We start from the raw sequence: 21006 nt of genomic DNA on the forward strand, positions 1-21006 counted from the left end.
ACGACGACCGCCGTGGGGCGTCCGGCCGCGAGGGCTACCGCCCGCGTGGCAGGCAGGAGCGTGAGGGCCGCACGGACGCCCGGTCCGGCCCCTACGGTCGGCGTCAGACCGGGCGTGACTCGCGTCCACCGCAGCGCAACCGCGTCCCTGAGCCCCCTCTGCCCGCTGACGTCACCGCCGACCAGCTGGAGGCCTCGGCGAGGCGTGAGCTGCGGGCCCTGGGCCGCCAGAACGCCGAGCGCGTGGCCCGCCACCTGGTCATGGTCCAGCGCCTCCTGGACACCGACCCCGAGGCCGCCTACCAGCACGCCCGCTACGCCGCCTCCCACGCCGGGCGCGTGGCCGTGGTCCGTGAGGCCACCGCTATCACCGCCTACCTCTCTGACCACCACGCTGACGCGATCCGGGAGATCCGCGCGGCCCGGCGCCTGTCCGGCATCGACCTCCACCACGCTATTGAGGCGGACTGCGAACGCGCCCTGGGACGCTACCACCAGGCCCTCAAGGCCGCGGCCGCCGCCGACCCCGACCAGCTCGACGACGTCGAGGAGGGGGAGATCGCCATGGTGGTCTCCAGCATCCGCCACGAGATGGGCCAGTCGGACCTGGGCCTCATTGTCATTGAGGACGCCATCCGCCTGTTCCGCGGTGACCGCAAGACCCTTCAGCGCATGCACGCCGTGCGCGCCGACCGCCTGGAGGAGCTGGGACGTGGCCAGGAGGCGGAGTCCATTCGGGAGCGCCTGGGCCTGACCCGGCCGGAGCCCGCCCAGGACGTCGAGGTCTACGACATCCAGGAGGAGTCCGAGGAGGAGGCCCGCGCCGCCCAGGAGGGCAAGGAGGGCGCCACCCGGGACAACGACCCCGGTGAGGACCAGGACGTCGACGGCGGGGAGCACCTTGACCAAGAGGACCGGGGCAGGGCCCGAGGCGGCGACGAGCGGTGGCAGGCATGAGTCAGGTAGCCACCCGCGGTACGCTCCCGCCCGGGCTGCTCGGCTCCGCTACCCCCCTGGCCACCGCCTACGACGTCGCCCTGCTGGATCTCGACGGCGTCTGCTTCGCCGGCGACGCCAGGGTCCCCTACGCCGCCCAGGGCGTCGGCGGGGCCCGGGCCGCGGGCATGCGCCTGTCCTTCGTCACCAACAACGCCTCCCGGGCGCCCGCGCAGGTCGTGGCCAAACTGGGGGCCCACGACATCGAGGGCCACCCGGAGGAGATCTTCACCGCCGCCATGGACGCCGCCGCCATGCTGCGCGAGCACCTGCCAGCCGGCTCCCTGGTCCTGGTGGTGGGAGGGGACGGGGTCCGCCAGGCCCTCCTGGACGAGGGCTTCCGGGTCACCAGCACCTCCGACGACGACCCCGCCGCCGTCGTCCAGGGCTGGGACCCCTGCGTGGACTGGGCGCTCCTGTCCGAGGGCCTGTACGCCATTACCAAGGGGGCCCTGCACGTGGCCACCAACCTCGACGCCACCCTGCCCACGGAGAAGGGCTTCGCCCTGGGCAATGGGAGCCTCGTGGCAGCCATTGCCAACGCCTCGGGCCGTACCCCGCTGGCCGGTGGCAAGCCCTACCCGGGCATCTACGAGCGCGCCCTGGCCCGCGCCGGAGGGGTACGGCCCGTGGCCGTGGGCGACCGCCTCAACACCGACCACGTGGGGGCCCGCGCCGCCTCCATCCCCGGCCTCCACGTCCTGACCGGGGTGTCCACCGCCCGTGACGTCGTCCTGGCCCCGCCCGCCGAGCGCCCCGCCTTCCTGCACACCGACCTGCGCGGTCTCCTCCAGCCCCACCCCGAGCCGGTGCGCGTGGTCGTGGACGGTGACACGTGGTGGCAGGTCGGCCAGGAGCTGGCCCGCGTGGAGGCCGACCACCTGGTCCTGGCCCGTGCCCCGCGTCCCGGGGCCCGCCAGGACCTGACCGGGGCCGCCGCCACCCTGACCCTGGACGCCTACCGGGCCGCCGCCAGCGCCGCCTGGGCCCACGCGGACGAGGCGGGGCAGGAGGCCCTGAGCGTGCCCGAGCTGACGGTGGGCCCCCCAGGACCATGACCTCCGACGCCCTCCTACCACCCCGGGACCAGGCGGCCGCCCACCCGGTCCCGGGCCCGCTCCCACCCCGGATCCTGCAGGCGCGTGAGGGCGTGGAGGCCGTCGCGGGCCTGCCCCTGGCCGAACGGGCCGCCGCCCTCCAGGAGGTCCGTGCCATGCTGGAGGCCGCCCTGCAGGCGGACTGAGCCTCTGCACGTACACGCTCAAGGCCGGGCGCCGCCCGCCTGCCCCCACAGACAGGAGAAGGAGGGCCGTGGCCCGACTCATTCGCATTGACTCCGAGCTCGTGCGCCGCGGGCTGGCCCGCTCACGTACCCAGGCCGCCCAGATGGTCACCGACGGGCACGTCACCCTCGACGGCGTCGTGGTCACCAAGCCCGCCCGGCAGGTCAACCCCGCCCAGGCCCTGGAGATCCGCGTCCCCGGCGACGGGTACGTCTCCCGCGGCGCCCACAAGCTCGCCGGGGCCCTGGACGCCCTGGGCTCCCGTGGCCTGGCGCCCACCGTGCGCGGGCGGCGCTGCCTGGACGCGGGGGCCTCCACGGGGGGCTTCACCGACGTGCTCCTGCGTCGTGGGGCCGCCCACGTGACCGCCGTGGACGTGGGCTACGGGCAGCTGGCCTGGTCCCTCCAGCGTGACCCGCGGGTCACCCAGCTGGACCGGACCAACGTGCGCACCCTCGACCCGGCCGCGGTGGCCCCCGCCCCCGCCCTGGTGGTGGGGGACCTGTCCTTTATCTCCCTGACCCTGGTCCTGGGCCCCCTGCTGCGGGCCGCCGCCCCCGACGCCGACCTGCTGCTCATGGTCAAGCCCCAGTTCGAGGTCGGCCGGGAGCGCCTGGGGCACGGGGGCGTGGTACGGGACCCCGCCCTCCACGTCGAGACCGTCCTGGTAGTCGCCGACCACGCCCACCGCCTGGGGGTGGGGATCGACGCGGTGACCGCCTCCCCCCTGCCCGGGCCCGCCGGCAACGTCGAGTACTTTGTGAACATGCACGCAGGCCAGGCAGGATCCTCCGGCGACCTCACCGGGGACGCCCTCACCCAGGAGACCCGTCGCGCCGTGGCCCAGGGGCCCGCGGGCGCCGGAGGCCGCGGGGGGCGCGTGTGAGCATCCGCCGTATCCTCCTGGTCCAGCGCGACCTCAACGACCAGCCGGTCCCGCCCCACCGGCGGGGCGCCTCCGTGGCCGGGGCCGTCGCCCAGCTGGGTGAGATCTGCCGCTCCCAGGGCGTGGAGCTGATCACCCAGGACGAGCTGGTCACCGACCTGACCCAGGGCGCCAGCATCGACTTCGTCCTGGTCCTGGGGGGTGACGGCACCATCCTGCGGGCCGCCGAGCTGGCGCGTGAGCAGGACGTCCCCCTCCTGGGGGTCAACACCGGTCACGTCGGCTTCCTGGCGGAGGCCGACCCCGAGGCCCTGGAGCAGGTGGTCGCCGAGGTCGTGGCCGGACGCTACACGGTGGAGAAGCGCATGACCCTGCGCGTGGAGGTCGAGGCCCCTGACGGCGCCGTCACCCGCGACTGGGCCCTCAACGAGACCGCGCTGGAGAAGCGTGACCGCGCGCGCATGCTGGAGGTCGCTATCGGCGTGGACGGGCAGGCCGTCTCCTCCTTCGGCTGCGACGCCCTGCTCATCTCCACGCCCACCGGCTCGACCGCCTACGCCTTCAGCGCCGGTGGGCCGGTCATCTGGCCCGAGGTGGAGGCCCTGCTCCTGGTGCCGGTGGCGGCCCACGCCCTGTTCACCCGCCCCCTGGTGCTGGGTACCCACTCGACCCTGGAGGTCGTCATCAAGGACGCCGGGTTCGGCGCGGCCGAGATCTGGTGCGACGGGCGGCGCTGGCACGCGGTGCCCTCAGGATCCACCGTGCGCGTGACCCGCGCGACCCGGCCGGTGCGCCTGGCCCGGCTCAACGACGCCCCCTTCTCCCAGCGCCTGGTGCGCAAGTTCAACCTGCCCGTGTCGGGGTGGCGGGTCCCCGCCCGGGGGCCGCGCCGTGGTCAGGGGGAGAGGACAGCATGATCGAGTCCGTCCACATTGAGGACCTGGGCGTCATCCAGGAGGCGGACCTGGCGTTCGGGCCGGGGCTGACCGCCCTGACCGGGGAGACCGGCGCCGGCAAGACGCTGGTCCTGACCTCCCTGGGCCTCCTGCTGGGACAGCGCTCAGAGAGCACGGTGGTGCGTCCGGGGGCCTCCCGCGCCCTGGTGGAGGGGACCTTCGTCCTGACCCCCGGGGGCCGTGCCGCCGACCGGGCCGTCCAGGCCGGTGCCGAGCTGGACGGGGACCTCCTCATCGCCTCACGCACCGTGCCCGCCCAGGGGCGCTCCCGCGCCCACCTGGGAGGGCGCTCGGTGCCGTCGGCCGTCCTGGCGGAGGTGGGCTCCGGCCTCGTGTCCGTCCACGGCCAGGCCGACCAGCTGCGGCTGCGCTCCTCCGCGGCCCAGCGTGCCGCCCTGGACCAGCTGGGGGGCGCGGAGCACGCCCGGCGCTGCCGGGACTACGCCACGGCCTTCCGGGCCTGGCGGGAGGCCGCCGCCGCCCTGGCCCGGTGGCAGGAGGGGGCGGCCAGCCGGGCGGCGGAGGCCGAGCGCCTGCGTGCCTGGCTGGAGGAGCTGGAGCAGCTCGACCCCCGCCCGGGGGAGGACGTCGCCCTGGAGGCGGAGGCCGCCCGCCTGGACCACGCCGAGGACCTGCGCCGGGCCGTCAGCCGGGCACGCGGCGCCCTGAGCGCGGACGAGGCCTCCCAGACGGTCCTGGAGCCCGACGTCGTCGCCCTGGCCGCCGGTGCCGAGCGGGCCCTGGACACCGCGGCCGGCCTGGATCCCGCCCTGGGGGACCTGGCCGCCCAGGTACGCCAGATCGGGATCCTCGCCGCCGACGCCGCCAGCGAGCTGGGCGACTACCTGGCCTCCCTGGACGCCGACCCGGTGCGCCTGTCCTGGGTCCAGGACCGCCGTAGCGCCTTAAGAGGCGCCTGCCAGCGGATCGGCGGGCCCCAGGAGCTGGAGGACGTGGACGCCCTGCTGGCCTGGGGGCGGCAGGCCAGCGCCCGCCTGGACCACCTCGACGGCCCGCAGGACGCCGGGAGCCGGCTGCGCGCCGACCTGACCGGGGCCCGCCAGGAGCTGGAGCAGGCCGCCGCCGACCTGACCGGGGCCCGCCAGGAGCTGGCCAAGCAGCTGGAGGCGGCCGTCACCGCCGAGCTGGAGGGCCTCCAGATGCGCGGGGCGCGCCTGGTCGTCGAGCTCACGCCCCTGGCCGAGCCCGGGCCCACCGGCGCCGAGACGGTCGCCCTGCTGCTGGCCGCCCACCCCGGCGCCCCCGCCCTGCCCCTGGGCAAGGGGGCCTCGGGCGGTGAGCTCAGCCGGATCATGCTGGCCCTGGAGGTCGTCCTGGCCCAGAGCGAGACGGACCCGCAGGAGGCGGGGCGCAGCGGCCCGGCCCACGGCCGCACCTTCGTCTTCGACGAGGTCGACGCCGGTGTCGGCGGCCGGGCGGCCCTGGAGGTGGGTCGGCGCCTGGCCCGCCTGGCGCGCAGCCACCAGGTGGTCGTCGTCACGCACCTGGCCCAGGTCGCGGCCTGGGCCTCCACCCAGCTCGTGGTCCTCAAGGAGGTGGACGCCGCCCGGGACGGGGCGCCCACCACCTCCACCCGGGTCGTCCCGGTGACCGGGCAGGACCGTGTGCGCGAGCTCGCCCGCATGCTCTCAGGCCACGAGGACTCCGAGGCCGCCCTGCGCCACGCCGCTGAGCTCCTGGCCGAGGCGGGCGTGGCAGAATCCCTGACGTGAGGAACCCCTTCCGCCGTCAGGAGGCGTCGACCCAGGAGCGGCCCAGTGGTGCCGTCCGGGTGGACGCGCGCACCAAGAAGCTCACCAAGAGGCTGCGTCCGGGTGAGATCGCCGTGATCGACCACACGGACCTGGACCGCGTCTCCGCGGAGGCGCTCGTGGAGTGCCAGCCCGTGGCCGTCCTCAACGCCTCGCCGTCGGTCTCCGGCCGGTACCCCAACCTGGGGCCGGGCATCCTCCTGGAGGCGGGCATCCCGCTCGTGGACGACCTCGGGCCGGACATTATGCGCCTGCGCGAGGGCCAGGAGGTCACGGTCGACGGCGCCCAGGTCATCCGCAAGGGCGAGATCCTCGCTGAGGGCGTGGCCCAGACCCGGCAGAGCGTGGACGAGGCCATGCAGGCCGCCAAGGCCGGGCTGGCCCTCCAGCTGGAGGCCTTCGCCGCCAACACCATGGAGTACATGAAGGCCGAGCGTGACCTGCTCCTCAACGGGGTGGGCATGCCCGACATCGACACCTCCATGAACGGCCGGCACGTCCTGGTGGTGGTGCGCGGCTACTCCTACAAGGAGGACCTGGCCGCCCTCAGGCCCTACATCCGCGAGTACAAGCCCGTCATTATCGGTGTCGACGGCGGGGCGGACGCGGTCCTGGAGGCCGGGCTCAAGCCGCAGATCATCGTGGGGGACATGGACTCCGTCTCCGACAAGGCCCTGGCCTGCGGGGCCGAGGTGGTGGTCCACGCCTACCGTGACGGGCGCGCCCCCGGGCTGGGGCGCGTGCAGGACCTGGGGGTGGACCACAAGGTCTTCGCCGCCACGGGCACCAGCGAGGACATCGCCATGCTCATGGCGGACGAGGCCGGTGCCGAGCTCATTGTGGCGGTCGGGACGCACGCCACCCTCCTGGAGTTCCTGGACAAGGGCAGGGCGGGCATGAGCTCGACCTTCCTGACCCGGCTGCGGGTGGGCAGCCGTCTCGTCGACGCCAAGGGCGTCTCACGTCTGTACCGCACCAGGATCTCGGGCTGGCAGCTCTTCCTCCTGGCACTGGCGGGCCTGGTGGCCCTCGTGGTGGCCCTCATGGCCACGCCGGCGGGCCAGACCTTCCTCGGGCTCTCAGGCGCCGTCGGGGACGACATCATCAACTTCTTCCGCTCTCTCGTGGGCCTGGCACCCAGCCAGCCCTCGCTGTAACCGCGCGACAGCGCAGACGAGGCTCGTCATGATCGACTTCCGCTACCACCTGGTCTCCCTGATCTCCGTGTTCCTGGCCCTCGCCGTCGGCGTGGTCCTGGGGGCGGGACCGCTCCAGAACTCCCTGGGCACCGCCCTCAACGACCAGGTCACGGCCCTGCGCGCGGACCGCAACGCGATCCAGGCCCGGCTCGAGGCCACCGAGACCGCCGTCAACGAGCGCGACTCCTACATCGAGGCCGCGGCGGCCGCCTACCTGCCGGGCACCCTGGAGGGGCGCGACGTGGTCCTGGCGGTCCTGCCCGGGACCGAGGGCAAGGACCTGGACGCGCTCAGCGCGAACATCAAGACCGCCGGCGGCAGGGTGGTGGGGCGCGTGAGCCTGACCAGCGCCTGGGTGGACTCCTCCCGTGAGACCTTCCGCTCCACCTACGCCGGGCAGTTCGTCGGCTACCTGAGCAACGCCACCTCCGCGGACGGCAACCGGGTCCTGGGCCAGGGGCTGGGCAAGGCCCTGACGGCGTCCGACTCCAACGCGATCACGCTCATGGACCTGCTCACCGCCTCCGACACCCCGCTGGTGACCGTGGACGCCAAGCCCTCCGGCCCGGCCAGCATGGTGGCGGTGGTCGGGCCGCGCGGGGCGGGTGCCAGCGGCTCGGCGGGCGCGACGCCCACCTCGGGGCAGGACCCGAGTGCCTGGGCGGGGGTCTTCACCGGGCTGGCCCAGGAGGCCACCACCGTGGTGGTGGGCAGCGCGGACAGCGGCACCGACCTGGTGGCCACCCTGCGCTCCGCGGGCGCCTCGGTGACCACCATCGACTCCGTGGGGCAGGCCACGGCCGCCGTCAGCACGCCGCTGGCCCTGGCCGCCACCGCCGCGGGGACCACGGGCGCCTACGGCTTTGACTCCGGCGCCGAGAGCGTCATGCCGCCGGTAAAGAAGTAGGCGCCCTGCCGGGCGGCCGCGCACCTGGACGTGGGTGGTGCCCGCTGGCGCAGGCGCCCTGCCGGGCGGCCGCGCACCTGGACGTGGGTGGTGCCCGCTGGCGCAGGCGCCCTGCCGGGCGGCCGCGCACCTGGACGTGGGTGGTGCCCGCTGGCGCAGGCGCCCTGCCGGGCGGCCGCCACCGGGGGCGGCCACCGGGGCAGGGCCGGGGGCGCGCGCCCGCAGTAGCCTTGGCCCATGTCCTACGCACGACGGCGCAGCCCCCACGCCCCACGCCCCTGCTCCCCGGCCCGCATGGCCCTGGTCGCGGCGGGCGCCACCTGGGCCGGCAACCTGGCCCTGGCCCTGGCTCCCGGGGCGGCCCGGCACCTGGGGCGGGTGAACTTCCACGGCCGTACCGTCAGCCTGCGCGGCGGGCTGGGGGCGGCCGCGGGGGCCGTGACGGCCGGTGCCCGCCTGGGACGGGCCTGCGCCGCGCCCGCCCGCCCGGCCCTGGCGGCGGTGGTAGCCACCGCGGCCGCGGGGGGCGCGGGGCTCCTGGACGACCTGGACCAGGGGGCCCACGACGGCCCGTCCCCGGCCAAGGGCCTGCGCGGGCACCTGCGGGCCCTGGCCCGTGGACGGGTCACGACCGGCGTGGTCAAGGTCGCCGTCATTGGCTCCGGCGCCCTGGTCGGTGGCGTGCTCCTGGCGCGCGGGCGCGGTGGGGGCCTGGTGGCGACGGTGGTGGACGCGGCGGGCTCGGCCGTGGTCATCGCCTCCTGGGCCAACCTGCTCAACCTGCTGGACCTGCGTCCGGGGCGGGCGGCCAAGGCCGCCGTCGTGGTGTGCCTCCCCCTGCTCGCGGGCGGAGGGGCGTCACGCCTGCTCGCCTCCGGGGCGCTGGGCACCGCGGCCGCGACCCTGCCCGAGGACCTCATGGAACGCACCATGCTGGGGGACACCGGCGCCAACGCCCTGGGGGCCCTGGTCGGGACCGCCCTGGCGGCCCACCCCTGCCACCTCCTGCGCGTCGTGGCGGCCGGGACCGCCACCGCCCTGGTCCTGGCCAGTGAGAAGGTCTCCTTCACCCAGGTCATTGAGTCCACCCCCCTCCTGGACGCCCTGGACCGCTGCGGGCGTCTATGAGGAGGACGCCTGACGGCGGCGTGGTCCCACCTCCCGGCGCGGGGGACCACGCCGGGAGGGCCCCGGACCGGCGGGACCCGGCACCGGGGGGCCCCGGCGGGGTCCTGGGCGCCGCCGGGGGCGTGGCCGGGCTGACCCTGGCCTCACGCGCCCTGGGCTTCCTGCGGTGGGTGGTGCAGGCCTCCACCGTGGGCGCCGGGACGGTGGCGGGCGCCTACGCCACCGCCAACCAGGTCCCCAACGTCCTGTACGAGGTGGTGGTCGGCGGCGCCCTGGCGGCCACCGTCGTGCCCCTGCTGGCCCCCGCCACCAGCGCCGGCAGGCGTCGCCAGGCCCAGGAGACCGCCAGCGGCCTGCTGGGCGTCGTGCTCCTGGTGCTCCTGCCCTTAGGGGCGGGCCTGGCGCTGCTGGCCGACCCGGTGGCCCGGCTCTTCCCCGTCTCCCAGGGGGCCGACGCGGCCACCCAGGTCGGCCTGGTCGCGAGCTTCCTGCGCATGTTCGCCCTCCAGGTGCCGCTCTACGGGGTGGGCGTGGTCCTCACCGGCGTGCTCCAGGCCCACCGACGCTTTACCTGGCCCGCCCTGACCCCGGTGCTCTCCAGCCTCGTGGTCATGGCCACCTACGGGGTCTACGGCGCCATGGCCCACGGCTCGCAGACGCCCGGTCCTGCCGCCCTGCGGGTACTGGGCTGGGGGACCACCGCGGGCGTGGCGGCCCTGAGCCTGCCCCTGGTCTGGCCGGTGGCGCGCCTGGGGATCCGGCTGCGGCCCGTACCGCGCCTGGACCGCGCGGTGGCCGGGCGGGCCCTGCGGCTGGGCGGGGCGGGGGTGGTCACCCTGGTGGCCCAGCAGGTCAGCGTCCTGGTGGTCCTGGCCCTGGCCCGGTGGGGCGGGAGCACCGGGACCGTGGCCGTCTACCAGTACACGCAGGCGGTCTACGTGCTGCCCTACGCCGTCCTGGTGGTCCCGGTGGCCACCGTCCTCTACCCGCGCCTGGCAGCGGCCTTCGGGTCCCCGGGCGCAGGACGTGACGCCCCCGGCTCCGCCGATACAGGCGACGCAGGCGATACAGGTGACGCAGGTAGCCGGGGTGGCGGGCCCGGCGGGCCCCGCGAGTCCGTCGGGCCCGTCGGGCCCGGCGGGGGCCCGGCCCCGTCCCCTGGGGCCCGGGATCTGGCCGCCCGCTCCACCGGTGCCGTCACGGCCGTGGCCGTGGCCGGGGCCGGGGCGCTCCTGGCCGTCTCGGCGGGAGCCGAGCGCCTGTTCTCCCTCCTGGCCGACGTCACCGGCATGGGCGCCGCCCTGGTGGCCATGGCCCCCGGGCTCGTCGGCTACGCCCTCGTCTACCAGGTGACCCGGGTCCTGTTCGCCATGGACCGCTCCACCGGCGCCGCCGTGGTCACCGCCGTGGGCTGGCTGGTGGTGGCCGGGGGCTCGTGGGCCGGGGTGGGGGCCCTGTCCGACGGCGGGGACGGGGCCGCGACCCTCCTGGGCGTGGGCCTGGGGCAGAGCACCGGCATGGTGGTGGCCGGGGCGGGGCTCCTGGCGGTCCTGGCCCGGGCCCTGGGCGGCGGGGTCCTGGGGCCGAGCCTGCGCGCCCTGGCGGTGGGGGCGCCGGTGGCCGCCGCGGTGGGCTGGAACGTGTGCTGGCTCACCAATGCCCTGGGATCCGGGCCGGGAGCGGGCAGCGCCCTGCTGGGGGCGGGGGCGGCGGCAGCAGGCGCCCTGGGCACGGCCGGGGTGACCCTGGGTGCCGTCAACCTCTGCGACCCCACCGTCCTGGGCCTGCTCACGCGCCGTGGGCGCACGGGTACGGGGGCGTCGCCCAAGGGCCGGGCGGGTGGCGCCCGGGACGAGCAGGTAGCAGGGAAGGAGCAGCCGTGAGCGCACTACGGGAGGGCGGCCCGGGGGCCGGGGCCCGGGAGGTCCTGGAGGGGTCCGGGGAGTCGGGGTCAGGGAAGACGGGGCCCGGGGAACCGGGGTCAGGGAAGACGGGGTCCGGGGTCCGGGGCCCGGGAGGCCGGGGTCAGGGATGCCGGAGTCAGGGGCCCGGGGGTCCGGGGTCCGGACGGGTCCTGGAGGTCAGCGGACAGGCCGCCGGGGGCGTGCGCGCCCACCTGGGGCAGTGCGTCCGGGTCCTGGACGGGCGGGGTTGGCAGGTCCTGGCCGCCGCTCCCACCGGCGTGCTCACCGGGCTCGACCTGGGGGCGGCCCGCGGGCAGGCCCTGGAGATCGGGTCGCGGCCCTCGCCCAAGGACGTGGCCGTTCTCCGCCGCCTGGGCCGTCTGGCGCGCCGGGCCGACGTCGTCCACGCCCACGGGCTGAGGGCCGGGGCCCTGGCCGCCCTGGCCCTGGGGCGCCGTCGGGGGCGTGCGCGCCTGGTGGTGACTCTGCACAACCTGCCCGTGGGCTCCCGGACCACCCGCGCCCTGGGGGAGGTGCTGGAGCGGGTGGTGGCACGCCGGGCGGACCTGGTCCTGGCCGTCAGCCCGGACCTGGCTGAGCGCGCCCGCCACCGGGGGGCCAGGGCCGTGGGGCTCGCGGTCGTCCCCGCACCCGCCGCCCCGCCCCCGACCGGGGGCGGCGGGGCCGAGGAGGTGTGGGGGGACGGGCGGCGGCTGCTGACGGTCGCCAGGCTCGCCCCGCAGAAGGGCCTTGACCTGCTGCTGGACACCGCGGGGATCCTGCGTGAGCGGGTCGCGGACGGGACCTGCCCGCCCCTGGGGTGGGTGGTGGCCGGGGACGGGCCGGGGTGGCGGGCCGCCCGGGAGCGGGTCAGGGCCGAGGACCTGCCGGTGAGGCTGGTGGGGCGGCGCGAGGACGCGCCCGCGCTCATGGGGGCCAGCGACCTGGTGGTCCTCACCAGCCTGTGGGAGGGCCAGCCCCTGACCCTCCAGGAGGCCCTGCGCGCCGGGGCGGCCGTCGTGGCCACCGACGTGGGCGGCACGGCCCTGACCGCACGCGGGGGGGCGCTCCTGGTGGCCCCCGGGGCGCGTGCCCTGGCCGACGCCGTCACCGGCCTGCTCAGTGAGCCCGCCGCCCTGGAGTCCGCCCGGGCCCGGGCGGCCGCGGCGGCCGCGACCCTGCCAGGGGAGGCGGACCTGGCCGCCCAGCTCACCGAGGCGCTGGGGCCGGGGACGCCTCCCCACGCCACCGGCTCGTCCCGGTGCTACGTTGGAGTCCCGTGATCAGTGCGTCTGCCCGCCCGCGCGGGAACCAGCCAGCCGTCCCCCGGCACGTCTTCGTCATCGGGGGAGTGGTCTCCTCCCTGGGCAAGGGACTGACGGCCTCCAGCCTCGGGTGCCTCCTGCGGGCCCGGGGCATCTCCGTGGCCATGCAGAAGCTTGACCCCTACATCAACGTCGACCCCGGCACCATGAACCCCTTCCAGCACGGTGAGGTCTTCGTCACCGACGACGGGGCCGAGACCGACCTGGACATCGGCCACTACGAGCGGTTCCTGGACGTGGACCTCACGGGTGCGGCCAACGCCACCACCGGCCAGATCTACTCCACCGTCATCGCCAGGGAGCGGCGCGGGGAGTACCTGGGCGACACCGTCCAGGTCATCCCGCACGTCACCGACGAGATCAAGCGCGTCATGCGCGCCCAGGCCGCCCCCGACGCCCACGGCGAGGTGCCCGACGTCATTATCACCGAGATCGGCGGCACGGTGGGCGACATCGAGTCCCAGCCCTTCCTGGAGGCCGCCCGCCAGGTCCGTGCCGACCTGGGGCGGGAGAACGTGGCCTTCGTGCACGTCTCCCTCATCCCCTTCCTTGAGGCCGCCGGGGAGCTCAAGACCAAGCCCACCCAGCACTCGGTGGCCGCCCTGCGCTCCATCGGCATCCAGCCCGACGCCCTGGTCCTGCGTGCCGACCGGCCCCTGCCCGAGGGCGTCAAGGACAAGGTCGCCCTCATGTGCGACGTGGACCGCGCCGCCGTCATCGAGTGCCCGGACGCCGCCAGCATCTACGACGTCCCGCCCACCCTCCACCACGAGGGCCTGGACGCCTACCTCGTCCAGCGCCTCGCCCTGCCCTTCCGGGACGTGGACTGGACGGAGTGGAACGGGCTGCTGGAACGGGTCCACTCACCGGAGCACCACCTTGAGGTGGCCCTGGTGGGCAAGTACGTGGATCTTCACGACGCCTACCTGTCGGTGACCGAGGCCGTCCGCCACGGCGGGTTCGAGCACAGTGCGCAGGTGGCTGTCCGCTGGGTCGCCTCCGACACCTGCCAGAGCCCCGAGGGCGCCCAGCAGGCCCTGGCCGGGGTGGACGCGGTCGTGGTGCCCGGCGGCTTCGGGGTGCGCGGCATCGAGGGCAAGCTCGGAGCCCTGCGCTGGGCCCGGGAGCACCAGGTCCCCACCCTGGGCCTGTGCCTGGGGCTGCAGTGCGCGGTCATCGAGGTCGCCCGCAGCCTGCTGGGGCTGTCGGAGGCCTCCTCCACCGAGATGGAGCCGGGCACCCCCGACCCGGTGGTGGCCACCATGGACTCCCAGCGCGGGATCGTCTCCGGTGCGGGGGACCTGGGCGGCACCATGCGCCTGGGCGCCTACGACGCCGTGCTGGTCCCCGGCTCGCTCGTGGCCCAGGCCTACGGCACCACCCGGGTCCGCGAGCGCCACCGCCACCGCTTCGAGGTCAACAACGCCTACCGTCAGCGCCTGGCCTCCGTGGGCCTGCGCGTCACCGGCACCTCGCCCGACGGGGACCTGGTGGAGTTCGTCGAGCTGGACCGCCGGCTGCACCCTTACTTCGTGGCCACCCAGGCCCACCCGGAGTTCAGGTCCCGTCCCACCCGCGCCCACCCGCTGTTCGCGGCCCTGGTGGCCGCGGGCCTGGAGTACCGGCGCAGCCGCCTGCCGGACCCGGGGAGGGCGGTACCCCGGGCCGGGGCGCGGACCCCCGAGGCCTCTGCCACGGAGCCAGCGGCCCAGCCCCCGGCCCCCGACCACCACCGAGCCCAAGGAGAGGCGTCATGACCACCCCCGACCCCCAGCCCCTGGCCGACGAGCCCCAGGAACGCCAGACCACCGCCCACGAGCGGGTGTGGTGCGGGCCCATCTTCGCCGTGGACGCCGACCACGTGCGCCTGGGGCCCGGCCAGGAGCCGGTGGCCCGCCAGGTCGTGGCCCACCACGACGCCGTCGCCGTGGTGGCCCTGCGCCAGGGGCCGGACTCCTCCCAGGACGACGGGGCCGCCGAGCTGCTCGTGGTCCGCCAGTACCGTCACCCGGTGCGCGCCGCCCTGTGGGAGATCCCGGCCGGCCTGCTCGACGTGGCCGGGGAGGCGCCGGTGGCGGCGGCGCAGCGCGAGCTGGCCGAGGAGACCGACTACCGGGCCGCCAGCTGGCACGTCCTGACCGATTTCTACGCCTCCCCGGGCTTTGCCACCGAGGGGGTGCGGGTCTTCCTGGCCCGGGGCCTGAGCCTGCTGCCCGTGGGGGAGCGGGTCGAGCGCCAGGCCGAGGAGGCCGAGTTCGTGCCCCGCTGGGTGCGCCTGGACCGGGCCGTGGACGCGGTCCTGTCCGGGGCCCTGCACAACCCGGCCACCATGATCGGGGTGCTGTCCGCCGTGCAGGCCCGCGCCCGGGGCTGGGAGGGCCTGCGCGGCCCCGACGCCCCCTGGCTGCGCAGCCCCCGGAGCCTGCACGGCCGGGGTCCCTGGGGCTGACCCCCGGCCGGCGGCGGGCGCCCGGCGGCGTGGGCCGCCGCGGCGGGCCGTGGGGTGGCGCGGCGGGCCGTGGGGTGGCGCGGCGTGGGCCGCCGCGGTGCAGCCGGGCCCCTCCGGGCGGCCGGCGTGTGGCCAGCGGCTGGCAGCCAGCGGGCGCCCGGCGGCGGGCACCGGGGTGCCACGCGCCCTTCCGGCGTGCCCGATACCACGTTCTGACACCCTGTTCGGGACTTGCGTCCCAGGAATAACGGAACAAGTATTTTGGGTAAAATCTGGTGCGTCAAGCGAATCGGGCCGCCCGGCCCCGCCACCCTGCCGACGGCGCCGTCCGGGCCCGTCCGAGCCACCCCTACGCACCGCCGTGACGCGGAGAGGAGCAGCCATGCGCAAGGGCGACGACGAGTCCACCCGAGCCAAGGTCCTGGACCTCATCGTGGAGAAGGGCCCCATCTCCGCGGCCCAGCTCGCCGACATCCTCAGCCTGACCCCCGCCGCGGTCAGGCGGCACATTACCAGCCTGGAGCAGCGCTCCGAGATCACCGTCCACGCCCCCGCCGGGGGCGGCAAGCGCGGCCGGGGACGCCCCGCCCGCCACTACGTGGCCACGGCCATGGCCCGTACCTCCTTCGCCGAGGGCTACGCCGACCTGGCCAACCGGGCGCTGGGCTACCTCAGCCAGGTGGGCGGGACCAAGGCGGTGGACTCCTTCGCCGCCGCGCGCGGCCGAGACCTGGAACGGCGTTACATGCCGATCGTCGAGGCGGCGGGGAAGGACCCCTCGGACCGGGCCCAGGCCCTGGCCGACGCCCTGACCCTGGACGGCTACGCCGCCACCGTGCGCGACGTGGGGGACGGCACCTTCGCCGTCCAGATCTGCCAGGGGCACTGCCCGGTGCGCGACGTCGCCGGCCAGTTCCACGAGCTGTGCGACGCCGAGACGCAGGCCTTCTCCCGCCTCCTGGGGGTCCCGGTCCAGCGCCTGGCCACCCTGGCCGGCGGGGAGCACGTGTGCACCACGCACGTGCCCATCGCCATGCCCACCCTACGTACCCGCGCCGCGCGCGCGGCGGACAGACGAGCCGCCGACCGCGGTACCGCCGCGCGCGGATCCCGTCCGGCGCGCGGGGCCCGCACCCAGAACACGGAAGGAACCCGATGACAGCCCCGACCGAGGCTCCTCGCACCGACGACGAGATCATTGACTCGATCTCCACCAGCTACGACTTCGGCTGGCACGACTCCGACGAGGTCGGCTCCGCCGCCAGGCGGGGGCTGGACGAGTCCGTCGTCCGGGAGATCTCAGCCATTAAGGGCGAACCGGAGTGGATGCTCGCCAAGCGGCTCAAGGCCTACGAGATCTACCTGCGCAAGCCCATGCCCACCTGGGGCGTGGACCTGAGCCAGATCGACCTGGACGCGGTCAAGTACTACGTGCGGGCCACCGACCGCCCGACCAACTCCTGGGACGACCTGCCCGAGGACATCAGGACCACCTACGATCGCATCGGCATCCCCGAGGCCGAGCGCGAGAGGCTCGTGGCCGGGGTGGCCGCCCAGTACGAGTCCGAGGTGGTCTACGAGCAGATCCGTGAGGACCTCACCGAGCAGGGCGTCATCTTCGTGGACACCGACACCGCCGTGCGCGAGTACCCCGAGATGGTCCGCGAGTACTTCGGCAGCATTATCCCCGCCGGTGACAACAAGTTCGCCGCCCTCAACACGGCCGTGTGGTCCGGCGGCTCCTTCATCTACGTGCCCCCCGGTGTGCACGTGGAGATCCCCCTGCAGGCCTACTTCCGCATTAACACCGAGAACATGGGGCAGTTCGAGCGCACCCTCATTATCGCCGACGAGGACTCCTACGTGCACTACGTGGAGGGCTGCACGGCGCCCATCTACTCCTCGGACTCCCTGCACGCCGCCATTGTGGAGATCATAGTCAAGAAGAACGCCCGGGTGCGCTACACCACCATCCAGAACTGGTCCACCAACGTCTACAACCTGGTCACCCAGCGCGCCACCTGCGCCGAGGGGGCCACCATGGAGTGGGTGGACGGCAATATGGGCTCCAAGCGGAACATGAAGTACCCGGCCGTCTTCCTCATGGGCCCCCACGCCCGCGGGGAGGCCCTGTCCATCGCCTTCGCCGGGGAGGGCCAGCACCAGGACACCGGGGCCAAGATGATCCACATGGCGCCCCACACCTCCAGCCACATCGTCTCCAAGTCGATCTCCCGCCAGGGCGGGCGCAGCGCCTACCGCGGGCTGGTGCAGATTATGAGGAACGCCCACCACGCCAAGTCCAACGTGCTGTGCGACGCCCTCCTGGTGGACGAGATCTCCCGGTCCGACACCTACCCCTACGTGGACGTGCGCACCGACGACGTCGAGATGGGCCACGAGGCCACGGTCTCCAAGGTCAGCGCCGACCAGCTCTTCTACCTCATGCAGCGCGGACTGACCGAGACCGAGGCCATGGCCACGATCGTGCGCGGGTTCGTCGAGCCCATTGCCCGTGAGCTGCCCATGGAGTACGCCCTGGAGCTCAACCGCCTCATTGAGCTGCAGATGGAGAACTCCGTGGGCTGACCCGCCAGCGACCGCACCCGACCGGATACCCAGCAGCCGTCAGCGGCACAGGAGCTACTCAATGGATCTCACCACCGACCACTCGCGGGCCGCCCTGGAGGGCGCCCACAGCCACGGCGCCCCACGCTACGTCGCCTCCCGCGCCGACCGCCCCACCTCCTTCGACCCCGACCTCTTCCCGGTGCCGCGCGGGCGGGAGGAGGAGTGGCGCTTCACCCCCATGAGGCGCTTCAGGCCGCTGTTCGACCTCGACGCCGTGTCCGCCGGGACCCGGCAGGCCGAGGCCACCGGGGCCCTGAGGACGGGCGTGGACGCCCCCGACGGCGTCACGGTCCGGACCCTGGGGCGCGACGACCCGCACCTGGGCAGGATCGGCGAGCCGGTGGACCGCACCGGCGTCGTGGCCTGGGCGGCCTTCCGCACCTCCACGGCGGTGACCGTCGAGGCCGGCGCCCACCTGGAGCGCGCCGTGCGCCTGACCGTGACCGGCACCCCCGACGCCAGTGCTCCCGACGCTGGCGGCCCGGACGCGGCGCCCGCCACGCCTGCTGCCCAGCACCTGCTCATTACCGCCCGGGAGGGCTCCCGGGCCACCGTCCTGCTGGACCACGTTGGTACCGCCACCCTGACCCAGACCGTGGAGATCGACGTCGCCCCCGGCGCGGACCTGACCGTGGTCACCATCCAGGACTGGGACGACGCGGCGGTGCACGCCTCCAACCACCGGGTGCGGGTGGCCGAGCGCGCCACCCTCAAGCACGTCGTCGTCTCCCTGGGAGGGGACGTGAGGATCGCCCCCGACTTCATCTTCTCCGGCGAGGGCGGGCACATTGACGCCTACGGCGTGTACTTTGCCGACGCCGGGCAGCACCTGGAGCACCGCCCCTACGTGGCCCACACCGAGCCGCACTGCTACTCCCGGGTCACCTACAAGGGCGCCCTCCAGGGCGAGGGCGCGCACTCGGTGTGGGTGGGGGACTGCCTCATCGGGGCCGCTGCCCGCGGCACGGACACCTACGAGCTCAACCGCAACCTCGTGCTCACCCCCGGCGCCAAGGCGGACTCCATCCCCAACCTGGAGATCGAGAACGGCAATATCGAGGGCGCCGGGCACGCCAGCGCCACCGGCCGCTTCGACGACGAGCAGCTGTTCTACCTGCGTGCGCGCGGCATCCCCGAGGCCGAGGCCCGCCGCCTGGTGGTCCTGGGCTTCTTCGGCGAGATCGTGGGCGAGATCGGCGTCCCGGAGGTCGAGGAGCACCTCATGGGCGCCATCGAGCGCGAGCTGGAGCTCACCGGGCTCATCGCGGCCCGCGCCCAGGACCCGGCCTCCAGGTGACCGGGCCCCACGCACCGACCCCCCGTACTGACTTCAAGGAACCAGCCATGAGCACTCTGCAGATCAACAACCTCCACGTCCAGGTCGCCACCAACGACGGCCCCAAGCCCATCCTCAAGGGCGCCACCCTGACCGTCAGCTCCGGGACGGTCCACGCCATTATGGGCCCCAACGGGTCGGGCAAGTCCACCCTGGCCTACTCCATCGCCGGCCACCCCGACTACGAGGTCACCGACGGCGAGGTCCTCCTGGACGGGCAGGACCTGCTGGAGATGAGCGTGGACGAGCGCGCCCGGGCGGGCCTGTTCCTGGCCATGCAGTACCCGGTGGAGGTCCCCGGCGTCACGGTCGCCAACTTCCTGCGCACCGCCAAGACCGCCATCGACGGGCAGGCCCCCAAGGTGCGCACCTGGGTCAAGGAGGTCGGGCAGGCCATGGAGCGCCTGCGCATGGACCCCTCCTTCGCCCAGCGCGACGTCAACGCCGGCTTCTCCGGGGGGGAGAAGAAGCGCTTCGAGATCCTCCAGATGGAGCTGCTCAGGCCCCGCTTCGCCGTCCTGGACGAGACCGACTCCGGCCTGGACATCGACGCCCTGCGCATTGTCTCCGAGGGCGTCAACCGCCTCCACGCCACCACCGACGCCGGGTTCCTGCTCATTACCCACTACACGCGCATCCTGCGCTACATCAAGCCCGACCACGTCCACGTCTTCGTGGACGGCCGGGTGGCCGAGGAGGGCGGCCCCGAGCTGGCCGAGCGCCTGGAGAGCGAGGGCTACGACCGCTACCTGGCCTGAGGGCCGGCCGCTGCGCCGGGGAGCCGATCCCGCGCCCGCCGGCGCGCCGCCCTCCTGCCCCGGCCCTCCTGCGCCGGCCCTCCTGGTGCGCCAGCTCCGCTGGTGCGCCGGCCCCGCACCCACCCACCTACCACCCGCCCAGGAGGCACCATGACCCAGGAGCCCATCGCGCTGAGCGCCGCCGAGGTCCAGGCCGTCCGCGCCGACTTCCCCTTCCTTGCCCGCCCCGGCCGCGACGGGCGGCCCCTGGCCTACCTGGACTGGGGGGCCACGTCCCAGAAGCCCGAGGTCGTCATCGCCGCCGAGGCCGAGTTCTACCGCCGCTCCAACGGAGCCGCCGGACGCTCCACCTACCAGCTCGCCGACGAGGCCACCGCCGCCCTGGAGGACGCCCGCCAGGCGGTGGCCGCCTTCGTGGGGGCCCGCGGGGAGAACCTGGTGTTCACCAAGAACGCCACCGAGGCCATTAACCTGGTGGCCCTGGCCGTCGGCCACGCCAGCGCCGGGCGCCCGGCCGCGGGCGGGGCGGGGCACCGCGCCGACGACGACCCCTCCCGGCGCCTGGCCCTGCGCGGCGGCGACGAGATCGTGGTCACCCGCGCCGAGCACCACGCCAACCTGGTTCCCTGGCAGGAGCTGGCCGCGCGCACCGGCGCCACCCTGCGCTGGCTGGACCTGGACGCCCAGGGGCGCATTGACCTGGGGACCCTGGACGTGCTGGGCGAGCGCACCCGGATCCTGGCCCTGACCCACGCCTCCAACGTCACCGGGGCGGTCAGCCCCCTGGAGCAGATCCTGCCCCGGGCCCGCCAGGTGGGCGCCCTGGTGCTGCTGGACACCTGCCAGTCCGGCGCCCACCTGCCCCTGGACTTCGCCTCCCTGAGCGCCGCCGGGGTGGACGCCATGGTGCTCTCCAGCCACAAGATGCTCGGCCCCACCGGGATCGGCGCCCTGGTGGCCACCACCGACCTGCTGGCGGCCATGCCCCCGGTCCTGACCGGCGGCTCCATGATCGAGGTCGTCACCATGGGCTCCTCCACCTACATGCCCCCGCCGGCCCGCTTCGAGGCCGGCAGCCAGCCCCTGGCCCAGGCCGTGGGCTGGGGGGCCGCGGTGGACTACCTGGCGGGCATCGGCCCCGGCCGCCTGCACGCCACCGAGCAGGCGCTGACCGCCAGGCTCCTGGAGGGCGCCGGCAGGGTGGAGGGCCTGCGGGTCCTGGGGCCCGGGGACACCGAGCAGCGTATCGGCGTCGTCTCCTTCGACCTCCAGGGGGTCCACCCCCACGACGTGGGCCAGGTCCTGGACGCGGTGGGCGTGGCCGTGCGCACCGGGCACCACTGCGCCCAGCCCCTCCACGCCCACTTCGGCGTCCACGCCTCCTCGCGCGTGTCCCTGGGGCCCACGTCCACGCCCCAGGAGGTGGACCGCTTCCTGGAGGCGGTGGCCTCCGTCCGCTCCTACTTCCAGAGGTGAG

General features: G+C 74.9%; 18 protein-coding genes. All 18 read left to right on the top strand.

All coding sequences use genetic code 11. The features are described from left to right. Nucleotides 1-242 precede the first annotated feature (242 nt). The 18 genes from JJJ15_RS12595 to JJJ15_RS12680 all read left to right on the top strand — a co-directional run bounded on the left by JJJ15_RS12595 (nt 243) and on the right by JJJ15_RS12680 (nt 21005). Entirely contained in the window at nt 243-956 is a 714-nt protein-coding gene (locus JJJ15_RS12595) for a hypothetical protein (protein ID WP_348641478.1), read from the top strand. Further along, the gene (locus tag JJJ15_RS12600; protein WP_200510978.1) at nt 953-2053 is read left to right on the top strand and encodes an HAD hydrolase-like protein; all 1101 of its coding nucleotides are present in this window, start codon (nt 953-955) and stop codon (nt 2051-2053) included. The genes JJJ15_RS12595 and JJJ15_RS12600 overlap by 4 nt, the downstream gene beginning before the upstream one ends. Then, complete coding sequence (locus JJJ15_RS12605; protein ID WP_200510979.1) at nt 2050-2238, top strand: hypothetical protein; 189 nt, start codon at nt 2050-2052, stop codon at nt 2236-2238. The genes JJJ15_RS12600 and JJJ15_RS12605 overlap by 4 nt, the downstream gene beginning before the upstream one ends. Nucleotides 2239-2306: 68 nt before the next feature. Next, on the top strand, nt 2307-3164 hold the full coding sequence (locus JJJ15_RS12610; RefSeq protein WP_200510980.1) for a TlyA family RNA methyltransferase: 858 nt from the start codon (nt 2307-2309) through the stop codon (nt 3162-3164). Further along, nucleotides 3161-4081 carry an NAD kinase gene (locus tag JJJ15_RS12615; protein ID WP_174714744.1) on the top strand — a complete coding sequence of 307 codons (921 nt, stop codon included), beginning with the start codon at nt 3161-3163 and terminating at the stop codon, nt 4079-4081. The genes JJJ15_RS12610 and JJJ15_RS12615 overlap by 4 nt, the downstream gene beginning before the upstream one ends. Next, the gene (recN, locus tag JJJ15_RS12620) at nt 4078-5853 is read left to right on the top strand and encodes a DNA repair protein RecN (protein WP_200510981.1); all 1776 of its coding nucleotides are present in this window, start codon (nt 4078-4080) and stop codon (nt 5851-5853) included. The genes JJJ15_RS12615 and recN overlap by 4 nt, the downstream gene beginning before the upstream one ends. After that, nucleotides 5850-7049: a putative cytokinetic ring protein SteA gene (steA, locus tag JJJ15_RS12625; protein WP_200510982.1), complete on the top strand. Its 1200-nt coding sequence runs from the start codon at nt 5850-5852 to the stop codon at nt 7047-7049. Before recN ends, steA begins: the two co-directional genes overlap by 4 nt. 28 nt (nt 7050-7077) lie before the next feature. After that, the gene (locus JJJ15_RS12630) at nt 7078-7998 is read left to right on the top strand and encodes a copper transporter (RefSeq protein WP_200510983.1); all 921 of its coding nucleotides are present in this window, start codon (nt 7078-7080) and stop codon (nt 7996-7998) included. Between the two features lie 237 nt (nt 7999-8235). Then, nucleotides 8236-9126, top strand: coding sequence for a hypothetical protein (locus tag JJJ15_RS12635; protein ID WP_200510984.1), 891 nt, complete (start codon nt 8236-8238; stop codon nt 9124-9126). Between the two features lie 20 nt (nt 9127-9146). After that, nucleotides 9147-11009 (top strand): lipid II flippase MurJ, encoded by a 1863-nt coding sequence (locus JJJ15_RS12640; protein ID WP_348641479.1) that lies wholly within the window; start codon nt 9147-9149, stop codon nt 11007-11009. 191 nt (nt 11010-11200) lie between these two features. Beyond that, nucleotides 11201-12313, top strand: a complete 1113-nt coding sequence (locus tag JJJ15_RS12645) for a glycosyltransferase family 4 protein (RefSeq protein ID WP_246742297.1) — start codon at nt 11201-11203, stop codon at nt 12311-12313. Continuing rightward, a complete protein-coding gene (locus JJJ15_RS12650) occupies nt 12310-14112 on the top strand; it encodes a CTP synthase (protein ID WP_200510986.1) in 1803 nt (600 codons plus the stop codon). The genes JJJ15_RS12645 and JJJ15_RS12650 overlap by 4 nt, the downstream gene beginning before the upstream one ends. Next, nucleotides 14109-14804 carry an NUDIX hydrolase gene (locus JJJ15_RS12655; protein WP_106108950.1) on the top strand — a complete coding sequence of 232 codons (696 nt, stop codon included), beginning with the start codon at nt 14109-14111 and terminating at the stop codon, nt 14802-14804. The genes JJJ15_RS12650 and JJJ15_RS12655 overlap by 4 nt, the downstream gene beginning before the upstream one ends. Nucleotides 14805-15186: 382 nt before the next feature. After that, on the top strand, nt 15187-15963 hold the full coding sequence (locus JJJ15_RS12660) for a helix-turn-helix domain-containing protein (protein WP_129591459.1): 777 nt from the start codon (nt 15187-15189) through the stop codon (nt 15961-15963). Beyond that, a complete protein-coding gene (sufB, locus tag JJJ15_RS12665; protein ID WP_106108951.1) occupies nt 15960-17393 on the top strand; it encodes a Fe-S cluster assembly protein SufB in 1434 nt (477 codons plus the stop codon). Before JJJ15_RS12660 ends, sufB begins: the two co-directional genes overlap by 4 nt. Nucleotides 17394-17454: 61 nt before the next feature. Beyond that, the gene (sufD, locus tag JJJ15_RS12670) at nt 17455-18732 is read left to right on the top strand and encodes a Fe-S cluster assembly protein SufD (protein ID WP_200510987.1); all 1278 of its coding nucleotides are present in this window, start codon (nt 17455-17457) and stop codon (nt 18730-18732) included. Nucleotides 18733-18779: 47 nt separating this feature from the next. After that, nucleotides 18780-19529: a Fe-S cluster assembly ATPase SufC gene (gene sufC, locus JJJ15_RS12675; protein WP_106108953.1), complete on the top strand. Its 750-nt coding sequence runs from the start codon at nt 18780-18782 to the stop codon at nt 19527-19529. Between the two features lie 150 nt (nt 19530-19679). Then, a complete protein-coding gene (locus tag JJJ15_RS12680) occupies nt 19680-21005 on the top strand; it encodes a SufS family cysteine desulfurase (protein WP_200510988.1) in 1326 nt (441 codons plus the stop codon). Nucleotide 21006 lies beyond the last annotated feature (1 nt).

The organism is Actinomyces sp. HMT897 (assembly GCF_016626125.1).
Taxonomy (GTDB): domain Bacteria; phylum Actinomycetota; class Actinomycetes; order Actinomycetales; family Actinomycetaceae; genus Actinomyces.